The sequence below is a fragment of the Roseovarius albus genome (genome assembly GCF_900172335.1).
GTDB classification, from domain to species: domain Bacteria; phylum Pseudomonadota; class Alphaproteobacteria; order Rhodobacterales; family Rhodobacteraceae; genus Roseovarius; species Roseovarius albus.
The window spans coordinates 125063-147548 of sequence record NZ_FWFX01000007.1; the positions used below are offsets into that span (position 1 = coordinate 125063).

At 54.4% G+C, this 22486-nt stretch carries 24 protein-coding genes and 1 riboswitch; of the genes, 13 read left to right on the top strand and 11 right to left on the bottom strand.

Translation table 11 applies throughout. The features are described 5' to 3' along the window. Nucleotides 1–147 precede the first annotated feature (147 nt). The 6 genes from ROA7450_RS12410 to ROA7450_RS12435 all read right to left on the bottom strand — a co-directional run bounded on the left by ROA7450_RS12410 (nt 148) and on the right by ROA7450_RS12435 (nt 5850). Entirely contained in the window at nt 148–1230 is a 1083-nt protein-coding gene (locus ROA7450_RS12410; protein ID WP_085806244.1) for an alcohol dehydrogenase catalytic domain-containing protein, read from the bottom strand. Nucleotides 1231–1338: 108 nt separating this feature from the next. Further along, nucleotides 1339–2130: an alpha/beta fold hydrolase gene (locus tag ROA7450_RS12415; RefSeq protein WP_085806245.1), complete on the bottom strand. Its 792-nt coding sequence runs from the start codon at nt 2128–2130 to the stop codon at nt 1339–1341. Between the two features lie 14 nt (nt 2131–2144). Next, entirely contained in the window at nt 2145–3347 is a 1203-nt protein-coding gene (locus ROA7450_RS12420) for an endonuclease/exonuclease/phosphatase family protein (protein WP_085806162.1), read from the bottom strand. A 3-nt stretch (nt 3348–3350) separates the two neighbouring features. Next, nucleotides 3351–4331, bottom strand: coding sequence for a threonine ammonia-lyase (locus ROA7450_RS12425; RefSeq protein ID WP_085806163.1), 981 nt, complete (start codon nt 4329–4331; stop codon nt 3351–3353). Then, nucleotides 4328–5164, bottom strand: coding sequence for an alpha/beta fold hydrolase (locus tag ROA7450_RS12430; RefSeq protein ID WP_085806164.1), 837 nt, complete (start codon nt 5162–5164; stop codon nt 4328–4330). Before ROA7450_RS12430 ends, ROA7450_RS12425 begins: the two co-directional genes overlap by 4 nt. Next, a complete protein-coding gene (locus ROA7450_RS12435) occupies nt 5164–5850 on the bottom strand; it encodes a haloacid dehalogenase type II (protein WP_085806246.1) in 687 nt (228 codons plus the stop codon). The genes ROA7450_RS12430 and ROA7450_RS12435 overlap by 1 nt, the downstream gene beginning before the upstream one ends. Before the next feature lie 204 nt (nt 5851–6054). Here ROA7450_RS12435 and ROA7450_RS12440 point away from each other — a divergent pair, with 204 nt between their 5' ends. After that, nucleotides 6055–6483, top strand: coding sequence for an FKBP-type peptidyl-prolyl cis-trans isomerase (locus ROA7450_RS12440; protein ID WP_085806165.1), 429 nt, complete (start codon nt 6055–6057; stop codon nt 6481–6483). A gap of 52 nt (nt 6484–6535) precedes the next feature. Here ROA7450_RS12440 and ROA7450_RS12445 read toward each other — a convergent pair whose 3' ends face one another. From ROA7450_RS12445 to irrA, 4 genes are all read right to left on the bottom strand, one after another. Next, nucleotides 6536–6865: a hypothetical protein gene (locus ROA7450_RS12445; RefSeq protein ID WP_085806166.1), complete on the bottom strand. Its 330-nt coding sequence runs from the start codon at nt 6863–6865 to the stop codon at nt 6536–6538. 121 nt (nt 6866–6986) lie between these two features. Continuing rightward, on the bottom strand, nt 6987–7979 hold the full coding sequence (locus ROA7450_RS12450; protein ID WP_085806167.1) for an NADPH:quinone reductase: 993 nt from the start codon (nt 7977–7979) through the stop codon (nt 6987–6989). 17 nt (nt 7980–7996) lie between these two features. Next, on the bottom strand, nt 7997–8806 hold the full coding sequence (locus tag ROA7450_RS12455) for a phosphodiesterase (protein WP_085806168.1): 810 nt from the start codon (nt 8804–8806) through the stop codon (nt 7997–7999). After that, a complete protein-coding gene (irrA, locus tag ROA7450_RS12460) occupies nt 8803–9219 on the bottom strand; it encodes an iron response transcriptional regulator IrrA (protein ID WP_234999511.1) in 417 nt (138 codons plus the stop codon). The genes ROA7450_RS12455 and irrA overlap by 4 nt, the downstream gene beginning before the upstream one ends. A 177-nt stretch (nt 9220–9396) precedes the next feature. Between irrA and fabA the strand changes: the two genes are divergently transcribed. The 4 genes from fabA (at nt 9397) to ROA7450_RS12480 (ending at nt 12369) form a co-directional block, all read left to right on the top strand. Then, nucleotides 9397–9909, top strand: coding sequence for a bifunctional 3-hydroxydecanoyl-ACP dehydratase/trans-2-decenoyl-ACP isomerase (gene fabA / locus ROA7450_RS12465; RefSeq protein ID WP_085806170.1), 513 nt, complete (start codon nt 9397–9399; stop codon nt 9907–9909). A 43-nt stretch (nt 9910–9952) separates the two neighbouring features. Further along, a complete protein-coding gene (fabB, locus tag ROA7450_RS12470; protein ID WP_085806171.1) occupies nt 9953–11182 on the top strand; it encodes a beta-ketoacyl-ACP synthase I in 1230 nt (409 codons plus the stop codon). Nucleotides 11183–11189: 7 nt separating this feature from the next. Then, nucleotides 11190–11981, top strand: coding sequence for an enoyl-ACP reductase FabI (locus tag ROA7450_RS12475; RefSeq protein WP_085806172.1), 792 nt, complete (start codon nt 11190–11192; stop codon nt 11979–11981). A 76-nt stretch (nt 11982–12057) separates the two neighbouring features. Continuing rightward, the gene (locus tag ROA7450_RS12480) at nt 12058–12369 is read left to right on the top strand and encodes a hypothetical protein (protein WP_085806173.1); all 312 of its coding nucleotides are present in this window, start codon (nt 12058–12060) and stop codon (nt 12367–12369) included. 110 nt (nt 12370–12479) lie between these two features. On the opposite strand, the gene ROA7450_RS12485 is transcribed toward ROA7450_RS12480, so the two are convergent. Then, on the bottom strand, nt 12480–13349 hold the full coding sequence (locus tag ROA7450_RS12485; protein WP_085806174.1) for a hypothetical protein: 870 nt from the start codon (nt 13347–13349) through the stop codon (nt 12480–12482). Nucleotides 13350–13469: 120 nt separating this feature from the next. Here ROA7450_RS12485 and miaB point away from each other — a divergent pair, with 120 nt between their 5' ends. The 8 genes from miaB (at nt 13470) to ROA7450_RS12525 (ending at nt 22443) form a co-directional block, all read left to right on the top strand. After that, nucleotides 13470–14792: a tRNA (N6-isopentenyl adenosine(37)-C2)-methylthiotransferase MiaB gene (gene miaB, locus ROA7450_RS12490; protein ID WP_085806175.1), complete on the top strand. Its 1323-nt coding sequence runs from the start codon at nt 13470–13472 to the stop codon at nt 14790–14792. Nucleotides 14793–14985: 193 nt separating this feature from the next. Next, nucleotides 14986–15750 carry an outer membrane protein gene (locus tag ROA7450_RS12495; protein ID WP_159454041.1) on the top strand — a complete coding sequence of 255 codons (765 nt, stop codon included), beginning with the start codon at nt 14986–14988 and terminating at the stop codon, nt 15748–15750. A gap of 152 nt (nt 15751–15902) precedes the next feature. Further along, complete coding sequence (locus ROA7450_RS12500; protein ID WP_234999507.1) at nt 15903–16904, top strand: PhoH family protein; 1002 nt, start codon at nt 15903–15905, stop codon at nt 16902–16904. Nucleotides 16905–16928: 24 nt separating this feature from the next. Beyond that, nucleotides 16929–17417, top strand: coding sequence for an rRNA maturation RNase YbeY (gene ybeY / locus ROA7450_RS12505; RefSeq protein ID WP_085806178.1), 489 nt, complete (start codon nt 16929–16931; stop codon nt 17415–17417). 42 nt (nt 17418–17459) lie between these two features. Next, nucleotides 17460–18353, top strand: coding sequence for a hemolysin family protein (locus tag ROA7450_RS12510; RefSeq protein WP_085806179.1), 894 nt, complete (start codon nt 17460–17462; stop codon nt 18351–18353). 64 nt (nt 18354–18417) lie between these two features. Beyond that, nucleotides 18418–19884, top strand: coding sequence for an apolipoprotein N-acyltransferase (gene lnt / locus ROA7450_RS12515; protein ID WP_234999508.1), 1467 nt, complete (start codon nt 18418–18420; stop codon nt 19882–19884). A gap of 35 nt (nt 19885–19919) precedes the next feature. Further along, nucleotides 19920–19970: riboswitch (SAM-SAH riboswitch) on the top strand. Between the two features lie 6 nt (nt 19971–19976). After that, nucleotides 19977–21158 carry a methionine adenosyltransferase gene (gene metK, locus ROA7450_RS12520; protein WP_085806181.1) on the top strand — a complete coding sequence of 394 codons (1182 nt, stop codon included), beginning with the start codon at nt 19977–19979 and terminating at the stop codon, nt 21156–21158. Nucleotides 21159–21324: 166 nt separating this feature from the next. After that, nucleotides 21325–22443 carry a DUF1353 domain-containing protein gene (locus ROA7450_RS12525; RefSeq protein ID WP_234999512.1) on the top strand — a complete coding sequence of 373 codons (1119 nt, stop codon included), beginning with the start codon at nt 21325–21327 and terminating at the stop codon, nt 22441–22443. Nucleotides 22444–22486 lie beyond the last annotated feature (43 nt).

Here is a 22486-nt window from a genome sequence, read left to right on the forward strand (position 1 = left end):
GGTGCCTCATATCCCGCTGAAATATGGACTTCGTTTGAATGTCGGGCAAGAGTTAAGACGGATTAACATGGTAATTACATGAAAGGGACTTGCCGATTTTACGGCAAATCCCAAAAAAACCTAGTCAAAATGATAGGTCTTGCAGACCTAAAATAGGATGACGTTTCGTTTTGCAGCACCTGATTTTGTATCTTCAATCGCATCATTGATCTGATCCAGAGACCAACGGTTGGAAATCAGCTCATCCAGCTTCAACCGGCCTTGTTGATAGAGGTCGATCATCCAAGGAATATCCCGGCGGATCACCACATCGCCCATTTTTGAGCCGATCATCCCTTGGCCTGCTGCCGCAAAATTCACTGGCTCATAGGACGAAGCTCCTCCGACATGCGGCATACCAACCATGATCACGCGTCCACCGCCAGCCAGATATTGTGGTGCTTGATCGTAGGCTGGAATGGCACCGACAGTGACAATAACGGCATCCGCGCCTCGACCCATCGCAGCCTTGGCGTCACGCCATGGTTTGTCTGATGTTGCCAAAACGCCGTCCGTGGCTCCAAACTCGCGCGCAATTTCCAGTTTATCTTCGGTCATGTCCACCGCAACGATCCGGCGTGCTCCGGCAATCCGCGCCCCCTGAATGGCGTTGAGCCCGACCCCACCCGCACCGATGACAACCACATCCTGACCTGCACGCAATCCAGCAGCATTGACCACAGCACCGACGCCGGTGATCACGCCGCAGGACAGCAGACTGGCCGTGTCCATGGCGAATCTTTCCGGCAGTTTGACCAACTGGCTCTGATCGACAACCACCTTTTCGGCAAAGGCCCCGCAGGCCATCGCCTGATGCAGCATGCCGCCATCTTCGGTCGACAGCGGGCCGAGATCTCCATCATAGGGCGTTTCACACCCGGTCGGACGGCCCCCACCACAGCTGGGGCATTGTCCGCAGGCGCGGATCAGGGTCACCACGACAGGGTCGCCCACGCTCAGCCCGTTCACACCCTCGCCAACGGCGCTGACATGCCCAGCAGCCTCATGGCCATAGACCGCAGGCAAAGACCCACCCCAGGCCCCCCCGGCATACGAAATATCCGAATGACAAATCGCGACGGCCGAAAGGTCGACCTGAACCTCACCCGCTTCCGGCGCGCGCAGTTGCACGTTTTCAACAACAAGGGGCTGACCAAACTCATGGCAGACGGCGGCTTTGATGGTTTGCATGATCTGTATTTCCATTCTGAACAGACGTGGTTTTGCAAGTGATGGCGATTCTGGGCGACCTTGCAAGGCCGAATGCGGCGCGCGTGTCGCTCGTGGACAACTCTGACGTCAGATATGGCCAATCGTTTTGAGAAACTTGGTCAGATGGTCTGCAAATGCTGAAGGCTGCTCCACAAATGGCAAATGCCCGGCACCACGAAAAAGTTGAAACTGGGAACCGGGGATCAGATCAACGGTCTCTCGCATCAGATCGGGCGGGGTGATCCGATCATCGGATCCCACCAAGCCAAGTGTGGGAAGGCGCAGGCCAGATGTTGGAGTATAGAAATCGGTTCCCGAGATGGCTTGTACACAGCCGATGTAGCCATCGGGATTTTGTTGCAAAACAGATTGATGCCAACGCTGCAAATCACAAGAGGCCAAAAACTTGCGCGAAAAGCTGCGTTTTAGCACCTCTGTGGCAATCGCCTCGATACCATCAAGACGCACCGTTTCAATGCGAGATTTCCAATGTGCTGGATAGCCGATCTTGGCCGCAGTGCCACACAACACCATCGCACGGATCTGATCGAGCCGTTTGACAGCCAAGCCTTGCGCGACCAATCCACCGATGCCGGCGCCGAGAAACACGCAGTCGCGGATTTCGAGATGATCCAAAAGTGTTTCGGTATCCCGGATCAGGGTTCCCATCGAATAGGGTGGCTCTGGGCAATCAGAGCCGCCATGCCCACGCAAATCATATGTGATGACCCTAAGCTGACTGTGCAGTTCCGACAAAACGCCGTGCCAGACATGTTGGCCGAACCCCAGAGGATGCGCCAATATCAAGGCTGGGGCATCACTTGGTCCGAGATCCTGATAGGCAAGTTTGCATTCGCCACTGTCAAATCTGGAAGTCATTTGATCGCCCATGTTCAGAATAGCGTCATATGAGCCATAATCTGACCATGGTCCGAGGCTAGTTTGTTGTACGGGGCTTCGGTGTGTGATCCATCGGTCAGGTGGTCATTAAAGGCATTAAAATAGGTCATTTCGCCGATACGGCTTGCAAAATCCGGGTGGAAATGGCGTGACATGAAGATCTGGTCAATCGATTCAAACACCCCCCCAAAGACAGAGGTGAAGACCATGTCACGCAGGGAATTGCGGACAAACAGTTTTTCGGCGGAGTGCAGCTGCATGGCATTCACCGCTTCGGTGATCTGGGTGTTCTCCACGTCGCTGTAACGGTCTGATTTCTGTTTGGCATCGTGACGCTGCATCCACGCATAGTTCTTAAATGGGGTTTCGCCGGTGATAATTTCCGAACTCACCGCGTCTTCGCCGTCGTTGAAGTCTCCCAGAACCATGACCGGGTTGCCAGCGTTCAATTCGTGTACGACTTCGCGGCGCAACACCCAAGCTTCGGCCATGCGACGTACCGCAGAACGCATGCTGCCGAGGGCACGGCTCACCGCGTCATATTGGGTCAAGTCCTCTTCTGGTGCAAAGGGTGCTCCCTGTGGTTTGATGAATTCACCCAGTTTGGACTTCAAGTGGCAATTAAACACGGTAATGGTTTGATTTCCGATAGGAATACGAGCCTTCAGAATAGGGCGCGACAGGCGTTTTAGTCTGTAGTGGCCGGCATCTTGTGAGCCCTCCATGCCACGCAAGGGTGGGAAGGGGATATTCAGGGGTTCTTTGAGGTCCTGAATGATTTCGGGCGTGCCGGCAAAGCCGAATCGCGACAGGATCGCCACACCGGGGCGGCGCTGGCCGGGGATACCCTCATCTGCGGCATTTGGGGCAAAGGCGATGGCGGCAGTATCATAGGGGTCAATTCGGAGTTTCCGAAAAATTACCTTTTTATGATAGCGCTTTGATTTGTCAGGAATTTTTGCGTCATTGTGGACCTTTGCACGGGTGTTAAACTCGTCAATCACACCTTTGAGCGCTTCTTCCTCAAAGATCTCTTGGAACCCGACAATATCGGCATCCATGGTGAGAAGCTGATCCGCCAGCCAGTCTTGTTTCCATGCAAATTCTTCAGGCGTGTAGGTCTGAAACTCGTAATATTCTTTGTCTGCGCCAATCAGGTTTTTGACGTTAAATGAAGCAATCGTAAAATCGGTCATGAATTAGGTTCCGTATTGGTTAAGAGCACGCTCGAACATATTTGTGTCCACATTACCCCCAGAAATGGTACACAAAACAGCTTCGCCTTCAATCTGATCTTTGCGGAAGAGAGCGGCGGCCAACGCCACAGCACCGCCCGGCTCAATCACCAGTTTCAAGCGTTGAAAAGCCAAGGCCATGGTGCGCAGGCATTCGTCTTCTGTGACCACGAGGCCAGCGCCGCAGAGACGCTTCATGATCGGAAAGGTGATCTCGCCCGGGGTGGGGGTGACAATGGCGTCGCAGATGCTACCCGAAGGCTGAGCATTGCTGCGGTGCTCGCCAGCGGCGAGGGATCGGGTGGCATCGTCAAAATCTTCGGGTTCACAGGGGCGAGCGCGCAGACCGGGGGCTTCAGCTTCAAGCGCCAGCGCAATGCCCGAGGTCAAGCCACCACCACCGCAACATACCAATACATCGGCCTGTTCCACGCCTTCGGCTTTGGCCTGTTCTGCAATCTCCAGTCCGGTGGTGCCTTGACCGGCGATCACCTGCGGTTCGTCATAGGGGCGGATCAGGGTGAGGCCGCGCTCGACTTGTAATTGTTCACCCAAAGCCTCGCGGCTCTCACCATCGGCACGGTTATAAAGCACGACCTCAGCACCCAAAGCGCGGGTATTGTCGATTTTCAACTTCGGCGCATCCTCGGGCATCACAATCACGGAGGGTATGCCGTATTGGCGAGCGGCCAGAGCCACGCCTTGCGCGTGGTTACCACTGGAAAAGGCGATCACACCCTTGGCTCGCGTCGTGTCATCCAATGCCGATACTGCGGAGCGCGCACCGCGATATTTGAAACTGCCAGTGTGTTGCAGGCATTCAGGTTTGATCAACACGCGACGCCCAGCAATCTCATCCAGAAACGGGGAAGAGAGCAGGGGAGTGCGCCGGGCGTGTCCATTCAGGCGGTCGGCAGCGGCTCGGATCATCGAGATATTGGTCATTGGGTCTTTTCCAGCAGTTTGGTGATGGCTGCGAGCGATTCCAGCTCGTCAAGGAAGGGAACGTGCCCGCGATTGGGTACAGTGGTGGCCTGCAGATTCGGATTGTGCGCCTGCATTTGCTCCAGTGTTTCAGCGCTTAGAAGGTCCGAGTTTGCTCCTCGGATCACGGCTAAAGGAATATCGCGCAACCCGTCGAACAGCTGCCATAGGTCTGGTATGGCATCACCAGCACCAGCTTGTCCCACTAACGCATCACGCAGGTGCGGATCGTATCGCAGGCCAACGCCACCACCGGGTTTGTTGGACCACATGAATTCGGCTTGCTCGCGCCAACGCGTTAGCGGCACATCGGGAAAACCCTGCGCATGTCCGATCATCAGCGCCCCGGCCGCTTGATCAAGGTCTGCAAACGGTGGTTCCTTGCCGACATAGTCCATGATCCGCTCGATTCCGTCGGGCGATACCACGGGGCCGATGTCATTGAGCACCACGCCCGCCAGCCGTGCCGGGTGGCTGTGCGACAAGGCCATGGCGATCAGCCCACCGCGTGAGGTGCCTATCAGCGAGAAACGGTCGATGCCCAGATGGTCCATCAGCTCAATCGCATCCAGCGCCTCGCGCCCGATGTTGTAGTTCGAATAAGTGGCGTCGTAATCGGATAGGCCGCGCCCACGATAATCCATACATATCAATCTGTTGCCGGTCATGTTTTCAGCCAAATAGGTGAAATCTGATGTGTTGCGCGTCAATCCGGCCAAACACAGAACAGGCGCACCTTCACCCTGATCCGTGTAAAATAGTGACAGCCCATCGGTGGTGGTGAACTTCGGCATCAAGCCCTCGCGAGTTTTGGAATGCCGGTCAGATCCGACAAGAAATGGTTGGGTCTGGCTGGCAGCCGGTCTACCGGATCGCCCATGCGATTGACCCAAGCGGTGGTAAAGCCATATCCGGCAGCGGCTCCTGCATCCCAGCCGTTGGAGGAGACAAACAGAACTTCGTCCTTGCTGCATGCAAATCGCTGTCCCACAAGGTCATAGACCACGGACGCGGGCTTAAAAATGCCGACTCTTTCCACCGACAGGACATCATCCAGAACGTCGCCGATGCCTGCCGATTGCACCGCACCATTTAACATATCTGGGGATCCGTTGGAGAGAATTGCCGTATTGAGGCCTCCCTGTTTCAGCGAATGCAGCATTGCTGGCACCTCGGGGTAGGCTTCCAACTCCCAATAAAGTTGCAGTAAGCGGGCCCGTAGATCGGGGTCTTTGTCCAACCGCTCGGCTTCCAATGCCCAATCCAGTCCATCCTGCGTCACTTGCCAGAAATCGGTGTGCTGGCCAATTACGGCGCGCAACCACGTGTATTGCAACTGCTTGAGGCGCCAGTGTTCCGCGATCTTGGGCCAATGCCTGGCAAAATCCTCGCGACCCGGCTCGCTCGCCACGATGCGGGCGGCGGACGCGACATCAAACAGGGTTCCGTAGGCGTCAAAGATACAGGTGGTAATGGCCATGATTTCGTCCTCTGATCGGCGGCAGACTGGCATGGATCGCCGAGCGGTGAAAGCCTTGCATTGTGTCCGGTACAATCTCGTGAGCGCGGGTTCAATGCGTTTGCAATTCGGGCCTGTACCAGCTAGCGTTTGGCCCTTCATATCAAGCACCCTGGCGCATCGCCCGGCCTTGCACATTCACACCCAGTCAGGATTGGAAATTTCATGACCCAGGTTCAAGCGGGCGATACCGTTCGTATTCATTATACCGGCACCTTGGCCGACGGCTCTGTCTTTGACAGCAGCGATGGCGGGGAGCCGCTGGAGTTTGTTGTTGGCTCAGGCCAAATTATTCCTGGGCTGGATGTGGCGTTGCCGGGCATGGGCGTGGGCGACAAGAAAACTGTCGAAGTGCCCTCGGATCAGGCTTACGGCCCGGTTGAGCCGGCGGCGCGTCAGGCGGTGCCACGTCAAGAAATACCGGCAGACATCCCGCTTGATTTGGGAATGCAGCTTCAGGTTCAGACGCCTGATGGTCAGACCATGGCGGTCACAGTGGTTGAGATGAGCGATGATGAGGTCATTCTGGACGCCAACCATTTTCTGGCAGGCAAGGATCTGACCTTTGCGATTGAATTAATTTCAATCGGTTAAAAGAGATGGCGGCACGGACGTGAGTGTCATCCGTGCCGTCTTGCGTTCGTCTTTAGAGTTCCGAGCAGGTTCCCGAACCGTGACCGTTTTTGCTGCCGGAGGCTGAGTATTTGACGGTGCCTTCCTCAATATTGACGTCGTAGCTCATGGTGTAGCCGTCGCCGATGTGCAGAAAGTTGAAGCCGCCCAGCGAGCCAAACACCTGTGCCTCCATCTCAGTGCCGTCCACCGTGATCTGGCCCTTGTCCGCTTCGCCGAATTTGACCAGCTTAGCGGTCAGTTCAGGCAGGGGGCTCTTTTCAGGAACACATTCAAAAGTGCGATCAGCAGCAAAGGCCGCAGTTGGGGCGAGGACCGCCAGGAGGCAGATAATTTTTTTCATGGGGGCTCCGGTTAAGAATCAATTCACTTCACGAATCTTCCGCTATTTGTGATTTGCGGCGTGATTGTGTTGGAATTGCGGGTACGGAATGACTACCTTGAGATGAGTGGATTTTTTATGCTCAGGTGGTCTGCATATCCAGCAGAACAGCGCCTGTGCGTCCAGACGTCATTACGGCGTCTTGGGCCTCGGCGCAGCTCTCCAGTGGATATGTTGTGGCGATGGCGGGCTGTAAGGCGCCGTCACTCAAGGCTTGATGCAATCGCACGATGGCGGCGGCGCGTTCAGGGGCCGGAAGAATGTAAATCAGGGTGATGTCAATCTTGAGGGCCTTGAAGAGATAGGGTCCAAAAGGCAGCTCTGGCGTCAGAGCCTTGCCCGACCCATAGGTGGCAACGGTGCCCAGTGGTTTCATCACCTCGGCCAGTAAGGCAGCATTGGTGCCAAATTCGACCTCGATAGCGCGATCTACCCCTCCGTTGCTGAGGTCCATGATCTTCTGTGGCAATTCGGGATCATTGTAATCCAGCACATGCTCGGCCCCCGCAGCTCTCACGCGATCATTGCCACTTGGCGAGGCTGTGGCGATCACGGTGGCACCGGCCCATTTGGCCAGTTGCACGGCATTATGACCGACGGCACCAGCGCCGCCAGAAATCAGCAAGGTTTTTCCTGTTACATCACCACCACCAAAGACAGTTTGCGTAGCGGTCAGACCGGGGATGCCAAGGGTGGCCCCGGTCTCAAGCGAGACATCCTCGGGCAGGGGAACGGCCTGTTCCGCTGGCAGGGCGATGTATTCGGCGGCGGTGCCGAATGCGCGCTGCCATTGGCCGTTGTAGATCCAGACTCGCTGCCCAATCCGAGATTGATCAACGTCATCGCCAACAGCTTTAATCACACCGGAGCCATCGGAATGTGGGATGATCTGGTCAAAGGCGGGCTTGGTGACGCCGGGACGGGTACCTGCACGCGCCTTGGAATCAGACGGGTTTACGCCAGAATAGGCAAGCCGAACCAGCACTTCACCAGCAGCTGGGCTTGGAGTATCCACTGTTGCAAGTTCCAGAACGTCGGCCGCAGGGCCAAAACGGGAATAGTGCATGGCGCGCATTGAGTAATCCTTTGAGATCAGGTGGTTGCGGGCGTTACGCAGTGATCTGCAGAGCAGAATGGAGTGAACTGTATGTTTAGACCTTCGGACCGGATGTCAATCACCCCAAGATCGGGTGCCTCGGGTGCGGGGTTAAAACTGTCCCAGTCCCATGCCGGCATTGGTGGTGGGGCTTGATACAGTACGGATCGGATACTGGTATACGGTAGGCCGTTGAAGCAACCTGTGACGGGACGGTGAACATGCCCGCAGAACACATGCTTGACCATCGGATATTGGGCAAGAATCTGCATGAGATTCTCACTGTCTTCCAGTCGATCTGGGTCCAACATCGGCAAGTCCAGCGGGACAGGGGGATGATGCAGGGCGACGGCGCAGGGCGTATCTGTGCGTTCAAGTATGCCTTTGAGCCAACGCAGTCTTTCAGCGCACAGCTCCCCGCTGTCGGCGCCTGTCTTGAGGCTGTCGAGGCAGATCAAGCGTAGGTTTGGCAGATCAACCGTGTATTGCGCGAAACCAGATTGAGCACTGTCCGGTAGGGGCATGTATTGCAAAAACAAGGTGCGCTTATCGTGATTGCCGGCCATCGGAAGCCAGGGCATGGGCAGGGCGTCCAGCGCCGTGCGAACTGCTGTGTAATTTTCGACTGTGGCCGTTTCTACCATATCTCCAGTAATCATACACAGGGCCGCATCGGCATAATGTTGGGTGATGAATTCTATTGCTGCGTTCAGCCGGGCAATGGGGTCGTGCCCCAGAACCAAGTTCTGAAGATCAAAATGTAGATCGCTGAGCCATAGTATGCGCGTGCTTAACTTAGCGCTCATTTCCGCCGCAAGCGGATGACAACATCAACTTTGGAAATTTCCGTGCCCTCAGGGGCATCCGGCAGCTGTACGATTTCCAACTGATCCGCAGGGGCGTCCGACAAGCTGTTGTCGTCTTCCCAGTAAAAGTGAGGGTGATCATGTGTGTTGGTGTCAAAATAACTTTTTGAGCCGTCGACTGTGACTTCTTGCAATAGACCCACATCGCAGAAGGCTCGCAATGTATTGTACACGGTTGCAAGCGAAACACGCTCTCCGGATTCATTGACGGAAGCGAATAGGCTCTCTGCGGTGACGTGGCGATGTTGTCCATCACCAACCAACAAAGAGGCAAGTGCAACTCGCTGACGGGTAGGGCGCAGGCCCGAACCAGTTAGCCATTCTATTTCACGAAGTGTTGCTTGTGAGGGTATCACGGGCTTCATCCATTTTAGTCACAATAGATATTGGACCTGCTTTACAGGAATTTCAAATGAAAATCGCATAGCATATATAAGGGGATAATGACCGGTCGGGCTTGCAACGAGGTTTTGACGGGTGCTAGAGGAAGCGGTAAGATGATGACCCGACTACAGAAAGGCGTGCTCTGAATGGCCGAATATCCAAGCAGTTTCGACAAAGAAGAATTGCTGAAATGTGCCCGAGGGGAGTTATTTGGCCCCGGAAACGCCCAATTGCCCGAACCGCCCATGCTTATGATGGATCGGATCACCGACGTCAGCGGTGATGGCGGCGAGAATGGCAAAGGACATATTGTCGCAGAGCTGGATATCACACCGGCCCTTTGGTTCTTTCCATGCCATTTCCCCGGTAACAATGTGATGCCCGGCTGTCTGATGGTGGACGGCCTGTGGCAGCTCACCGGCTTCAATCTGGGTTGGCGTGGCTGGCAGGGGCAAGGCTTTGCCCTTGGTGCGGGTGAGGTCAAACTCTCCGGGATGGTGCGCCCGGATCGAAAGTTGGTGACCTATCACATAGATTTCACCCGCGTGATTGATCGCAAGCTGAAAATGGGTGTTGCCAACGGCGTCGTGAAAGCCGACGGTGAGGTTGTCTGCGAAGTGCGCGATATGAAGGTCGGGCTGGCGCAGGCAGCAAGCTGAAGACTGGCGCCGGAGATCTAACCGGACACTAAGGAGTGGGCGCATGCGTCGTGTTGTTGTAACCGGATTGGGAATTGTTTCGAGCATTGGCAATAATGCCGAAGAAGTGGTGGCTTCGCTCAAGGCGGGTCGCTCGGGAATTACTGCCAATGAATCCATGGCAGAACATGGGTTCCGCAGTCAGATCGCTGGTGCATTGGATATTGATGTGTCTGAACACATCGATAAACGCGCATTGCGGTTTATGGGACCAGGCGCGGCCTATGCCCATATCGCGATGGGGCAGGCGATTGCCGACAGTGGATTGAGTGAAGACGTCATTTCCAACCCACGTACAGGCTTGGTTGCTGGCTCTGGTGGACCATCAACATCAGCGATGCTGACCGCACATGAAACTGTAAAGAAAACCGGTGCAACCAAACGGATCGGACCCTTTGCTGTGCCAAAATGCATGTGCTCGACCATCTCGGCGAACTTGGCGACAGCCTATAAGATCAAAGGCATCAATTATTCGATCACCTCGGCCTGTTCGACCAGTCTGCACTGTATCGGCAATGCGGCCGAGCAGATCATGATGGGCAAGCAGGACGTGATGTTTGCCGGCGGCGGTGAAGAATTGGATTGGACACTGTCGTGTCTGTTTGATGCGATGGGCGCGATGTCGAGCAAATATAATGATACGCCAGCGAAGGCCTCGCGCGCGTTTGATGCAGATCGCGATGGATTCGTGATTTCTGGCGGTGGCGGCATTCTGATTCTAGAAGAGCTGGGGCATGCCAAGGCGCGCGGCGCGAAGATTTACGCTGAGGTCACAGGTTATGCAGCCACAAGTGATGGCCACGATATGGTGGCTCCATCCGGTGAGGGTGGCGAGCGTGCCATGCGACTGGCATTGAGCCAGCTGCCAGAGGGTCGCAAGGTAGGTTACATCAATGCTCACGGCACAAGCACGCCGGTTGGTGATGCAGGTGAGGTCGCGGCCGTGCGCCGGATCTTTGGCGAAGGTAACGTGCCGCCGATCAGTTCGACCAAGTCGATGACTGGCCACGCACAAGGCGCAGCCGGCGCGCTTGAGGCGGTGTTCTGCCTGCTGGCATTGCGCGATGACTTTATCATTCCTTCGATCAATGTCGAAACTCTTGATCCAGAGCTGAACGCAGAAGAAATCGCGACAGTTCGGGTGGATGATGCGGGGCTCGATACGGTTATGACAAACAGTTTTGGCTTTGGCGGGACCAACGGGTCGATGCTGCTGAGCAAATATCACGGGTAGAATTCATATGACAAAACCAATGCAGGGCAAGCGCGGGCTGGTAATGGGCGTGGCCAATGATCGGTCGATCGCCTGGGGGATTGCCAAGGCGCTGCACGACGCAGGTGCAGAATTGGCGTTCACCTATCAGGGTGAGGCTTTTGGAAAACGGCTGGAGCCTTTGGCGCAAAGCGTTGGCAGCGACTTTATGGTGGATGCGGATGTTACCGATGATGCGTCGCTGGACCGCGCGTTTGACGAATTGGCTGCCCGTTGGCCGACGATTGATTTTGTGATCCACGCCGTGGCCTATTCGGACAAGTCCGAGCTGACCGGCCGGTTCCTGAACACATCACGTGCAAATTTCAAGAACTCGATGGACATCAGTGCTTATTCCTTCATCGAAGTGGCGCGTCGCGCTTATCCGATGATGAAGGAAAATGGCGGCTCGCTGACTACATTAACGTATCAAGGCTCTAACCGTGTTGTGCCGAACTATAACGTCATGGGTGTTGCAAAGGCAGCCTTGGAGGCGGCGACGCGGTACTTGGCAAATGATTTAGGGCCGGATGGTATTCGTGTGAACGCCATTTCGCCGGGCCCGATGAAGACGTTGGCCGGGGCGGCGATTGGTGGGGCACGCAAGACCTTCCGTCATACTGAAGACAACGCGCCGATGCGAGCCAACGCTACCTTGCAAGCCATTGGCGGCACCGCAGTCTATCTGGCGTCAGACGCCGGAGCCTGTACATCAGGTGAAATTATCCGGGTTGATGGTGGTTTCCACGTGTTAGGGATGCCGCAACAAGATAATCTTTAAATTGCAGGTGGATTGATCACCGATTGGTCCGCTTTGTGCCTTATTCTTGCCATTTGTGAGTCGCAGCGTCAGAATTATGGATTTTCGACGCACCAGCCCTGAGCAAAATTATGACCGCTTCCTCGCGCGCGGAAAACGCGCGCGCAAGTGGGCCAGTTTGACAATGTTCGTGATGACCGGTGCCGCTTTGACTGCTATCTGGCAAGAAAAACGTCTGGCGCCACCGGTTCATGATGGCATGCAGGTGACCGCGGTCAAAGTGCTTGAATTGATAGAAAGTTCTGAAGGTGCCAGGAGCTTTGTGACTGCCGCTGTATCGAAAATCTCCGACAATAGTGACCGCAGTGGATCCCCAGTCACCGCCGCATTATTGAAGCTAAGACAGTAAATACTTACCAGCAATAGATTTTGTTTCCTGCAGTATTAGGCAGGCTTGAACTTGCTTTGCGTCGAGATGTTTAGTTCATCGCTCAGGTGTTTCAAGCAGACTTATAATTCTCAGAACCATTGCCCAGGTTCTATCACTCCCAAATCAAGCAATTGACGTGAATCCCACTCAAACAGAATGGAGTTCTGCCATTTTAATGTGTTAATATAACAGGAAGATCCCGGGTTTCTCTTGAGCGCCTTGGCTACCCGAAAGGACATGATTGCGGCCGTGAGATTGTGATGCCAAGGGCAAGCATAGGTGTTGTACTCTTCACTGTTGAAAGTGTGATTTTCGCGCAAGACCAATCCAGGTTGCGATTTGAAGAGGGCAATCCGGTCTATTTTGCGGCGAGCTTGGGGAACGTGTTCTTCAAATCTCCAGCGTAGTCCACCATGAAAGTCCAATTGCCGCTCTTTCGGGTGATTATGATTGGCTGGGTCAAGGCGGGCCAAGGCGTAGTAGCCGGACTTATCCAGATGCGCTGTTTCCAAAGAAACGGCATTGGGGAATTGGATCAAATCTTCGGCGTACAGATCGACAACGTAGCAAACCATGGCGTCGCGCCGCTCTTCAGTATGAAAAGCCAACATTTCGCCAATCGTGCGAGTTTCGCAAAACGGAAAGAACAGGTATTCGGCGTTGAAGCAGTAATACATCCAAGTGCTCGGAAACGCCGTGATCATCTGGTTGACGACAGAAGGTACATCGTGGGTTTGCGCCAAATCGTGATCTATGCGATGGATTTTACCTGACAGTTCTTCAGACAATTCAAAACTCTCAGGCATGAACACCAGGATTGGATTGAAGCCGCTGTTCAAGTGATGCCGAACGGTCGTGTCGATCTCGACTTCATCTTCAACGAAGATCATTGCAATGGGGGCTTTGACAGAAACTTGATTCTGCGAGGATAAAAAAGCATTCAAACTGCTGTGATGCATTCGATGATCCCGTGATGTGTGTCGTCAGATTTGGCTATATCGTCTTGCATTGCAAGTCACCCCCTATCTGATGTAGGCAGTCGCCCTGAAACCGTGAACAGAGACCCGGGGCGCAGACGCATGTCCGAAGCGAAGAAACTGTATATCAAAACCTATGGCTGTCAGATGAACGTCTATGACAGCGAACGCATGGCCGAGGCGCTGGGCGGGGCCGGGTATGTCGAGACAAAGACCCCCGATGACGCGGATATGATCTTGCTCAATACCTGCCACATTCGCGAAAAAGCCGCAGAAAAGGTGTATTCCGAGCTTGGGCGTTTCAAGGGTTTAAAGGCGGAAAAACCGGATTTGAAAATCGGCGTGGCGGGCTGCGTGGCTCAGGCCGAAGGCGAGGAAATCATGCGCCGCCAGCCTCTGGTTGACTTGGTGGTGGGGCCGCAAAGCTATCATCGTCTACCTGAGATGGAGGCGAAGACACAAGAAGGTGTCAAGGCGCTTGATACGGAATTCCCCGAAGAGGACAAGTTTGAGCGCCTGAAGTCGCGCCCCAAGGCCAAACGTGGACCAACTGCATTTTTGACAGTGCAGGAAGGCTGCGACAAGTTCTGCGCCTTTTGTGTTGTGCCCTACACGCGCGGGGCCGAGGTAAGTCGTCCGGTAGATCGCATCCTGACCGAAGCCCGTGATCTGGTCGAACGCGGCGTGCGCGAAATTACTCTGCTGGGGCAGAACGTGAATGCCTATCACGGGGCAGGGTCTGATGGGAGCGACAAAACCTTGGCACAGCTCATCTGGGAGCTGGATAAGATCGATGGGCTAGAGCGCATTCGTTTCACCACGAGCCATCCGAACGACATGGATGATGCGCTGATTGAAGCACATGGCACCTGTAATAAGTTGATGCCTTATCTGCATCTGCCGGTACAGTCAGGAAGCGACAAAATTCTTAAGCGGATGAATCGCAGCCACACAGCTGAAAGCTATCTGCGTTTAATTGAACGTATCCGTGAAGCGCGCCCGGACATCTTGATGTCGGGGGACTTCATTGTGGGCTTCCCTGAAGAGACAGAAGAGGATTTTCAAGCCACACTCGATCTCGTGGAAGAGGTTCGGTATGGCTACGCTTATTCATTCAAATACTCGACGCGGCCTGGGACCCCGGCGGCTGAACGTCCATTGGTGGATGAAGATGAAGCATCCGAGCGCCTACAACGCCTTCAGGCTTTGATCACGCGAGATCAACGGGCCATCCAAGATGAAATGGTTGGACGTGAGGTAAAGGTGTTGTTCGAGAAACCTGGTCGTTTCGAAGGCCAGATGGTCGGAAAATCAGAATACCTTCATGCCGTCCATGTTGATAAGGCGAATGCTGCGGCAGGTGATTTGTGTGCTGTTAGAATTGTGGAATCAGGAACGAATTCTCTCAAGGGGATACTTGCCTAGCGTCAAATTTGCCAGTTTTCTGCGCTGAACCCCGATTCTTCGCGAATAATCCATTTTATTTTTGGATTTTTAGCCCCGGTATATTATGCGGGGCTCCATTGGTGGCATTTACATTTCTGTGATGATGTGGGTCATGCCATAGGTGGTGTTGCGAATTTTATGCGTCAGCATGTGGGAGTGGTGAAATATGTACATGGTAAACACTGAAGCAAATCGGCAGTACAAGAATGCTGCGAAAGCACTAACAATGACAGTCGTTCTGGTCGCCGGAACAGAACTAAGTATTGCAGGGAATTTGGAAGAGATTGCCGAACCGACCGTGCTCGCCCCTGCTCCTGCAACGGAACTCGACCTTAATGGTTTCTATGCAGGCGGAAGCTTGGCTTATGCCTTTGGGCAAGATGATGAAGTTGGGCATACAGACCCGAATGGAAGGTTTGTGGCAAATGCCGGCACCTTTGAACCAGAAGGTTTGAACTATGGGCTGCGCTTAGGTTGGCGCAATAATTTACCTTTGCCCAGTGGCGGCAGGTTGTTCGTTTATGGTTTCGAGTTGGGATATGACTTTTCGGATATCGAAGATTCATTTTCGACAGCAGCATATGATGCGTCGACCGAAATAGAGAGTGTCCTCTCGCTAAAGTACAAAGGCGGGATCACCAACTCTAAAAAGAATACGCTTTTTTATACGACACTAGGCTATATTAACACTGAATTTGATTATGATGTGAATGGCGCTACCGGTGGCGACACGATCGCTCTGAATGGGAGCGACAACCAAGGCGGCTTAGTATTTGGCCTGGGGGTTGAGCGCGCGATCAATCAAAACCTCTCTGCTTTGTTGGAATGGGAATACAACTACATCAACAGCTTCACACTACGCGACAGTGCTGGTGCAAGTACGGTCGTGACCCCGAGTTTCAATAATATTCGTTTAGGGCTGAACTACAGCTTCTGAAACGGGGTCTCTGGAATTATTTAAATAGCGCATCCGGTTAAAATGGTCGGAAGTTTTTGTCCGACTTTTTCATGGCGAGGCGCATTGCCTCTTGCGCTGACAAGCACAACTTGGCACGATTTCATCAAGGACCTCGTTTTAAGGAGATAGGATTGGTCACCAGCGTGCTGCCACCGCAATCCGGACCGGACGAATTGCATGAAACGGTCATTGAATTTCCAGATAATCGTTTATTGATAGATCTTTGCGGCGAATATGACCGCAATCTTACCGAGATTGAACAAAACCTAGGGGTGCAGATCTTGCGCCGGGGGAATCAGTTGGCCGTGATGGGACCAACTGACGCTGTTGAGGAGGGCGCGCAGGTTCTGCAGGCGCTTTATGAGCGGCTTGAAGATGGGCGCTCGGTCGAACATGGCGATGTCGATCGGGAACTGCGAATGGCACCTGACGATGGCGAATGTCATGACGGCGATCAGCTTGAAATGTTTCAGGGCGGCCGCGTTGAGATCAAGACCCGCAAAAAACTGGTCGAGCCTCGGACAGATGCACAGAAAGCCTATGTAAAGTCATTATTTTCTAAAGAACTGGCTTTTGGTATCGGGCCCGCGGGCACCGGTAAGACTTATCTCGCGGTCGCAGTGGGCGTTTCTATGTTCATTGAGGGACATGTTGATCGAATCATCCTCAGCCGTCCGGCGGTCGAGGCTGGGGAGAAACTGGGCTATTTGCCCGGTGACATGAAAGACAAAGTCGACCCTTATATGCAGCCTCTCTATGATGCGTTGAATGATTTTTTGCCCAGCAAGCAAGTTGCGAAACTAATCGAGGAAAAGCGAATAGAGATCGCACCGCTGGCCTTTATGCGCGGGCGTACATTGGCCAATGCCTTTGTTGTGTTGGACGAAGCGCAAAATGCGACGTCGGTGCAGATGAAGATGTTCCTGACGCGCTTGGGCGAGGGTTCGCGCATGGTTATCACCGGCGACCGCAGTCAGGTGGATTTGCCGCGCGGCGTGGCCTCGGGGCTACATGACGCAGAACGATTGTTGAAAACGATCCCGGATATCGCGTTCAATTACTTTACGGCCAAAGATGTCGTTCGACATCCGCTTGTCGCGGCCATCATCGAGGCCTATGACGCGGGTCAGTGATGGCCCGATGGTGAGGCGAATTGGATGCTTACGGATACAATTGTTGAAGACGTGCGCTGGGATGCATTGGATCTGCCTGCTTTGTCAGAGCAAGCAGCGCAGGCGACCCTCAAGTATCTTGGCCTGGATCCATCGAAGTTTGAAATTGTCGTTATGGGTTGCGATGATGCACGTATTGCGGAACTTAATGCTGATTTTCGCGACAAGCCGCAGCCAACCAATGTCCTGAGTTGGCCCAGCGAAGAGCGCGGAGTTGAGTTTGACGGTGATCGACCTGAGTTGCCAGACACCGGCCCAGATGCAGAGCTTGGGGATATCGCCATTGCTTATGAGACCTGCCTACGCGAGGCCGGGAACTCTGACAAATCAGAAAAGGACCATGTGACGCATCTGATCGTGCATGCGGTGCTTCATTTGCTGGGCTATGATCATATTCGTGACAAGGATGCCACTTTGATGGAGGGAATTGAGGTGGCGGTACTTGGCAAACTGGGTCTGGAAGACCCATATTAGACGATGTGGGGCAATTTCGGCCCCGGCCAATGGAAAGAGAGAATGGGCGACAGTATCGAAGACTCCTCTAACGCAGCGCATCGCGCGCAGGCGTCTAGCCAGGACAATGATGATGAACAGGGTGGGTTTTTCAGACGCATTTGGGGGGCGATCAGCCCTGGAGAAGAAAGTTCATCCGACCCATCTGATAATGGAAACGGTAGCAAGCCAGAGGCCCCAGGTTTGGGAAGCCTTGGTGAAATTCTGGTTGAAGATGTTGCGATCCCTAAAGCTGATATCGTTTCCGTGCCCGAGAGTATAACCAAGGATGAACTGGTAGCGATCTTTCGCGAAAGCGGTCTGACGCGATTGCCGGTGTTTGACGGCACGTTGGATACGCCGGTTGGACTGTTACACCTCAAGGACTTTGCACTCAAACATGGGTTCAATGGGGGCGGCGCAAGATTTTCGTTGAAAAAAATGTTGCGGCCTTTGCTGTTTGTCCCACCTTCAATGCCAATTGGCGTTCTTTTGCAGAAGATGCAAAGCGAGCGTCGGCATATGGCTTTGGTCATTGATGAATACGGCGGCGTTGATGGTCTGGCCACCATTGAAGACCTGATCGAACAGGTCGTTGGCGAGATCGAAGACGAGCATGACATTGATGAGGGCACGTGCTGGAGCAATGAAGGACCAGGAAACTATCTGGTATTAGCCAAATGTCCTCTTGATGAGTTCGAGGAGGAGACAGGCCTATCTTTGACAGACGCCGAAGAGGTGGACGAAGAAGAAATCGATACCATGGGCGGTTTGATCTTCATGTTGTTGGGGCGTGTTCCTGTCCGTGGTGAAGTGGTGGAGCATCCCAGCGGTGCTGTAATCGAAGTTCTGGACGCTGACCCGCGCCGAATCAAACGATTGCGCGTGCGCCTCCCACAATCTCAGACACAAGGCTGACGATTTGATGGTAGTGGCAGCGCAGATCCAAAATTGGGCTGCTAACCTTTCCACGCGAAGGCAAATGCTCTTGGCAGCAGTGCTTGGGGCCATGGCGGCGTTGGGACAGGCGCCGGTGGGGCTTTGGCCTGCGACGGTGTTTGCATTTGCCGTTGTGTTTGGACTGTACCAGCAGTCGCGCGGTTGGCAGCATGCTGCGATGCTAGGCTGGGCGACAGGCACTGGTTACTTCATGCTAGCGCTAAGCTGGATCGTTGAACCGTTTCTGGTTGACGTGGCACGCCATGGGTGGATGGCACCGTTTGCCTTGGCTGGACTAAGCTCGGGGCTGGCCTTGCTTTGGGGGGCAGGCTTTGCGCTTGCGCGTTGTGCTGGGCCAACGGCCGGTGCGTGGATTGCAACCCTGACCTTGATAGAAGCTGCGCGTACTTACATTCTGACTGGGTTCCCGTGGGCACAGCCAGGACATGCCCTAATCGATACGCCTTTTCTTCATTGGGCCTCATATGGTGGCTCCTTGTTCCTGACGGCAATAGTTTTGCTCGCGGCAACAGCACTATGGCAGTTCATGACGGATCGAAGAGGCCATGGAATTGCGGGAATGATTTGTGTCGCCCTAGCATATGTCGCAGGGACGGCTTTGACACCTGTGAACGCAGCCGCACCTGATGCACCCGTTGTTCGGCTGATCCAACCGAATGCAGCACAGCATGAAAAATGGAATCCCGACAAGGTTCAGATCTTCTTTGACCGGCAGATTGACTTTACACGTGATAATGGAGCGTCTGTGCAGCCCGATCTTGTGGTCTGGCCAGAAACGGCCATACCTGTTTTGTTGAACAACGCAGGGCCGACGCTTGATGCGATTGCAGATGCGGCACAAGGAGCATCAGTTGTGTTGGGGGCGCAGCGATACGAAGGTGTTCGGTTTTACAATTCCATGGTAGTGCTTGACGGGCAGGGAGAGGTGACTTCGGTTTACGACAAGTATCACCTTGTTCCGTTCGGAGAGTATATGCCCTTTGGGAACTTTCTGTCCCAGTTCGGAATTTCGGGTTTGGCCTCACGCGAAGGCAATGGCTATTCATCCGGCTCAGGCATGCAAGTGATGAACATAGACGGTCTGGGCAAGGCCTTAGCGCTAATTTGCTACGAAGGTGTTTTCCCTCAAGATGTAAATGCAGCACCGTCGCGACCTGATTTTTTGTTGTTGATCACCAATGACGCGTGGTTCGGTCAGGTTTCAGGTCCCTATCAACATTTAGCGCAAGCACGCCTGCGAAGTGCGGAACAGGGACTGCCGATGATAAGAGTGGCCAATACAGGGGTATCCGCCATGATCGACGCCACGGGTCAAGTAACAGCCTCGATACCGCTGGGTATAGCAGGCTGGCAGGATGCTGCATTGCCGCCGCCTTTACCTGCGACGCTCTATTCACGAACAGGCGATTGGCCTGTCATCATTGGACTTTTGCTATTTTTTTCCTTGTCATTCCTTGCGGAAAAGCGCACAGGAAGAGAAACGAGCTGAGTAACCTGCGCGATGTTCGCGCGCATTGGCTTTAATCCCCGTCACAACGGCTTCCTGACGTGACGGCAGTCATTTTTAGTGGAGCGACTTTCATGACCCGCCAAAACTATGTTTTCACTTCTGAGTCCGTTTCAGAAGGGCACCCCGATAAAGTTTGTGACCGTATCTCAGACGCTGTTCTGGATGCGTTTTTGTCCGAAGAACCCGAGGCGCGAGTTGCCTGCGAAACCTTTGCAACAACAAACCGGGTCGTGATCGGTGGTGAGGTTGGATTGTCGGATCAGGCGCGTCTCAAGGAATACATGGGCCGAATTGATGATATCACCCGTGCCTGCATCAAAGACATTGGCTATGAGCAGGACAAGTTTCACCACGAAACGGTGGAAATAACCAATCTCCTGCATGAACAATCTGCGCACATTGCACAGGGGGTGGATGCAAACGCGGACAAGGAAGAGGGTGCTGGTGACCAAGGGATCATGTTTGGCTATGCCACAACTGAAACGCCTGAATTGATGCCAGCCCCGATCCAATACAGCCATGCCATCCTGCGCCGCTTGGCCGAGGTTCGTAAATCTGGAGCAGAGCCCGCGCTCGGTCCCGATGCAAAATCACAATTGTCTGTGGTTTATGAAGGTGGCAATCCTGTCGGTGTCAGTTCGATCGTTCTCAGCACGCAACACCTTGATGAAAGTCTGAGTAGTGATGCGATCCGCGCAATTGTCGAGCCCTATATCGTGGAAACCTTGCCCGAGGGCTGGTTGACCGACGCCACAGAATGGCATGTGAACCCAACTGGAAAATTTGTCATCGGTGGGCCGGATGGCGACGCTGGACTGACGGGGCGTAAAATTATTGTGGACACCTATGGTGGTGCGGCCCCTCATGGTGGCGGGGCATTCTCAGGTAAAGATCCAACAAAGGTCGACCGCTCGGCTGCTTATGCCGCGCGTTATCTGGCGAAAAACGTGGTTGCCGCTGGCATGGCAGAGCGCTGCACAATTCAGTTGTCCTATGCCATTGGTGTCAGTAAGCCATTGTCGATCTATGCTGATACTTATGGAACCGGAGACGTATCCCCGGCAGATATTGAACGGGCGATTGCAGCATCCATGGATCTGACGCCCAGAGGTATTCGTGAGCACCTGCAGATGAATAAACCGATCTATCAAAGAACCGCGGCTTATGGCCACTTTGGCCGTGCGCCTGAGGCAGATGGCGGTTTCAGTTGGGAAAAAACTGATCTGGTTGATACATTGAAGGCGGCTGTTTGATCAAATCGACGTAAGGTAAGGTTCTGCAGACTTTGAATTCCCTCAATTTGGTTATATATTTGCGTTATCGCGTGATGCTGTAACTTGATTGGGTGCTGAAATGCGCTGGTCTGTCTTACCGATTGTCCTGAGTGGATCCCTTGCGGGATGTGCTTCTGATGTTGCCATGAATGGCAGCAGTAGCTCGGCTGTTTCCAGAGCCGCATGTGGTGAGGGCAATAGTGCGGGCTGCGCGTTTAGCAATAGTCCAGTGCAACTGGATCGATCAAAACCTCTGCGGATACGCGAGCGCGCGAATACGTTTTACCGTGTGGCTGAACCGCTCCAATTCGTTGACGGCCAAGGATCTAGCTGGATCGCTGATTCTGGAACAATTACTGATGGGGCTTCAATTCCTGACATATTTATTCCTATTGTAGGCTCCCCTACGACGAAGGAGTTTGTGAACGCAGCCGCTATTCACGATGCATATTGTGGTGTTGGGAATGAAAACGGGCTGCGGTTCCATTCGGATTCCTGGAGGCGCGTCCACGTCATGTTTTACAACGCGCTGCGTGCTGGTGGAACATCGGCGATCAAAGCTAAAATTATGTTTGCCGCAGTGTATTTAGGCGGGCCGCGTTGGGGGGAACCGTATCGCAGACCGCAGGAGGTTGCGACAACCGCAGAACTGCAAGAAGTCATGGTTCTGGCAAAAGAATACGTAGAAGTTGAAAATCCAACCCTTGATGAGCTGATTTGGTGGCTGGATGGTGTCGAAGGTGGTTTTGCCACTGCCGCGACTAGTGGGGGCACCGGCGGTCAGGATGACGGCAACGGTGGCTCGGGCGGCAGCGGTGGTTCGGGCGGCAGCGGTGGTTCTGGCGGCAGCGGTGGTTCGGGCGGCAGCGGTGGTTCTGGCGGCAGCGGTGGTTCGGGCGGCAGCGGTGGTTCGGGCGGCAGCGGTGGCTCGGGCGGCAGCGGTGGTTCTGGCGGCAGCGGCGGTTCTGGCGGCAGTGGTGGCTCGGGCGGTAGCGGTGGCTCAGGTGGCAGCGGTGGTTCGGGCGGCAGCGGTGGCTCAGGTGGCAGCGGTGGTTCGGGCGGCAGCGGTGGCTCAGGTGGCAGCGGTGGCTCGGGCGGCAGCGGTGGCTCAGGTGGCAGCGGTGGCTCAGGCGGCAGCGGTGGCTCGGGTGGCAGCGGTGGCTCAGGCGGCAGTGGTGGCTCGGGGGGCAGCGGTGGCTCGGGCGGCAGTGGTGGCTCGGGGGGAGGAGATCCTAACGGCGGCGGCTCCGGTGGCTTTGGTTAGAGATCGTGTGCAGTACTTTTTGCAGGCTATGGTCCGCCGCATA

Bases quoted from the DNA above. Each gene is read 5' to 3' on its own strand.
- ROA7450_RS12410 (WP_085806244.1), bottom strand. From the start codon at position 1,230: ATGCAAACCATCAAAGCCGCCGTCTGCCATGAGTTTGGTCAGCCCCTT.
- ROA7450_RS12415 (WP_085806245.1), bottom strand. From the start codon at position 2,130: ATGACTTCCAGATTTGACAGTGGCGAATGCAAACTTGCCTATCAGGAT.
- ROA7450_RS12420 (WP_085806162.1), bottom strand. From the start codon at position 3,347: ATGACCGATTTTACGATTGCTTCATTTAACGTCAAAAACCTGATTGGC.
- ROA7450_RS12425 (WP_085806163.1), bottom strand. From the start codon at position 4,331: ATGACCAATATCTCGATGATCCGAGCCGCTGCCGACCGCCTGAATGGA.
- ROA7450_RS12430 (WP_085806164.1), bottom strand. From the start codon at position 5,164: ATGCCGAAGTTCACCACCACCGATGGGCTGTCACTATTTTACACGGAT.
- ROA7450_RS12435 (WP_085806246.1), bottom strand. From the start codon at position 5,850: ATGGCCATTACCACCTGTATCTTTGACGCCTACGGAACCCTGTTTGAT.
- ROA7450_RS12440 (WP_085806165.1), top strand. From the start codon at position 6,055: ATGACCCAGGTTCAAGCGGGCGATACCGTTCGTATTCATTATACCGGC.
- ROA7450_RS12445 (WP_085806166.1), bottom strand. From the start codon at position 6,865: ATGAAAAAAATTATCTGCCTCCTGGCGGTCCTCGCCCCAACTGCGGCC.
- ROA7450_RS12450 (WP_085806167.1), bottom strand. From the start codon at position 7,979: ATGCGCGCCATGCACTATTCCCGTTTTGGCCCTGCGGCCGACGTTCTG.
- ROA7450_RS12455 (WP_085806168.1), bottom strand. From the start codon at position 8,806: ATGAGCGCTAAGTTAAGCACGCGCATACTATGGCTCAGCGATCTACAT.
- fabA (WP_085806170.1), top strand. From the start codon at position 9,397: ATGGCCGAATATCCAAGCAGTTTCGACAAAGAAGAATTGCTGAAATGT.
- fabB (WP_085806171.1), top strand. From the start codon at position 9,953: ATGCGTCGTGTTGTTGTAACCGGATTGGGAATTGTTTCGAGCATTGGC.
- ROA7450_RS12475 (WP_085806172.1), top strand. From the start codon at position 11,190: ATGACAAAACCAATGCAGGGCAAGCGCGGGCTGGTAATGGGCGTGGCC.
- ROA7450_RS12480 (WP_085806173.1), top strand. From the start codon at position 12,058: ATGGATTTTCGACGCACCAGCCCTGAGCAAAATTATGACCGCTTCCTC.
- ROA7450_RS12485 (WP_085806174.1), bottom strand. From the start codon at position 13,349: ATGCATCACAGCAGTTTGAATGCTTTTTTATCCTCGCAGAATCAAGTT.
- miaB (WP_085806175.1), top strand. From the start codon at position 13,470: ATGTCCGAAGCGAAGAAACTGTATATCAAAACCTATGGCTGTCAGATG.
- ROA7450_RS12495 (WP_159454041.1), top strand. From the start codon at position 14,986: ATGGTAAACACTGAAGCAAATCGGCAGTACAAGAATGCTGCGAAAGCA.
- ybeY (WP_085806178.1), top strand. From the start codon at position 16,929: ATGCTTACGGATACAATTGTTGAAGACGTGCGCTGGGATGCATTGGAT.
- ROA7450_RS12510 (WP_085806179.1), top strand. From the start codon at position 17,460: ATGGGCGACAGTATCGAAGACTCCTCTAACGCAGCGCATCGCGCGCAG.
- lnt (WP_234999508.1), top strand. From the start codon at position 18,418: ATGCTCTTGGCAGCAGTGCTTGGGGCCATGGCGGCGTTGGGACAGGCG.
- metK (WP_085806181.1), top strand. From the start codon at position 19,977: ATGACCCGCCAAAACTATGTTTTCACTTCTGAGTCCGTTTCAGAAGGG.
- ROA7450_RS12525 (WP_234999512.1), top strand. From the start codon at position 21,325: ATGAATGGCAGCAGTAGCTCGGCTGTTTCCAGAGCCGCATGTGGTGAG.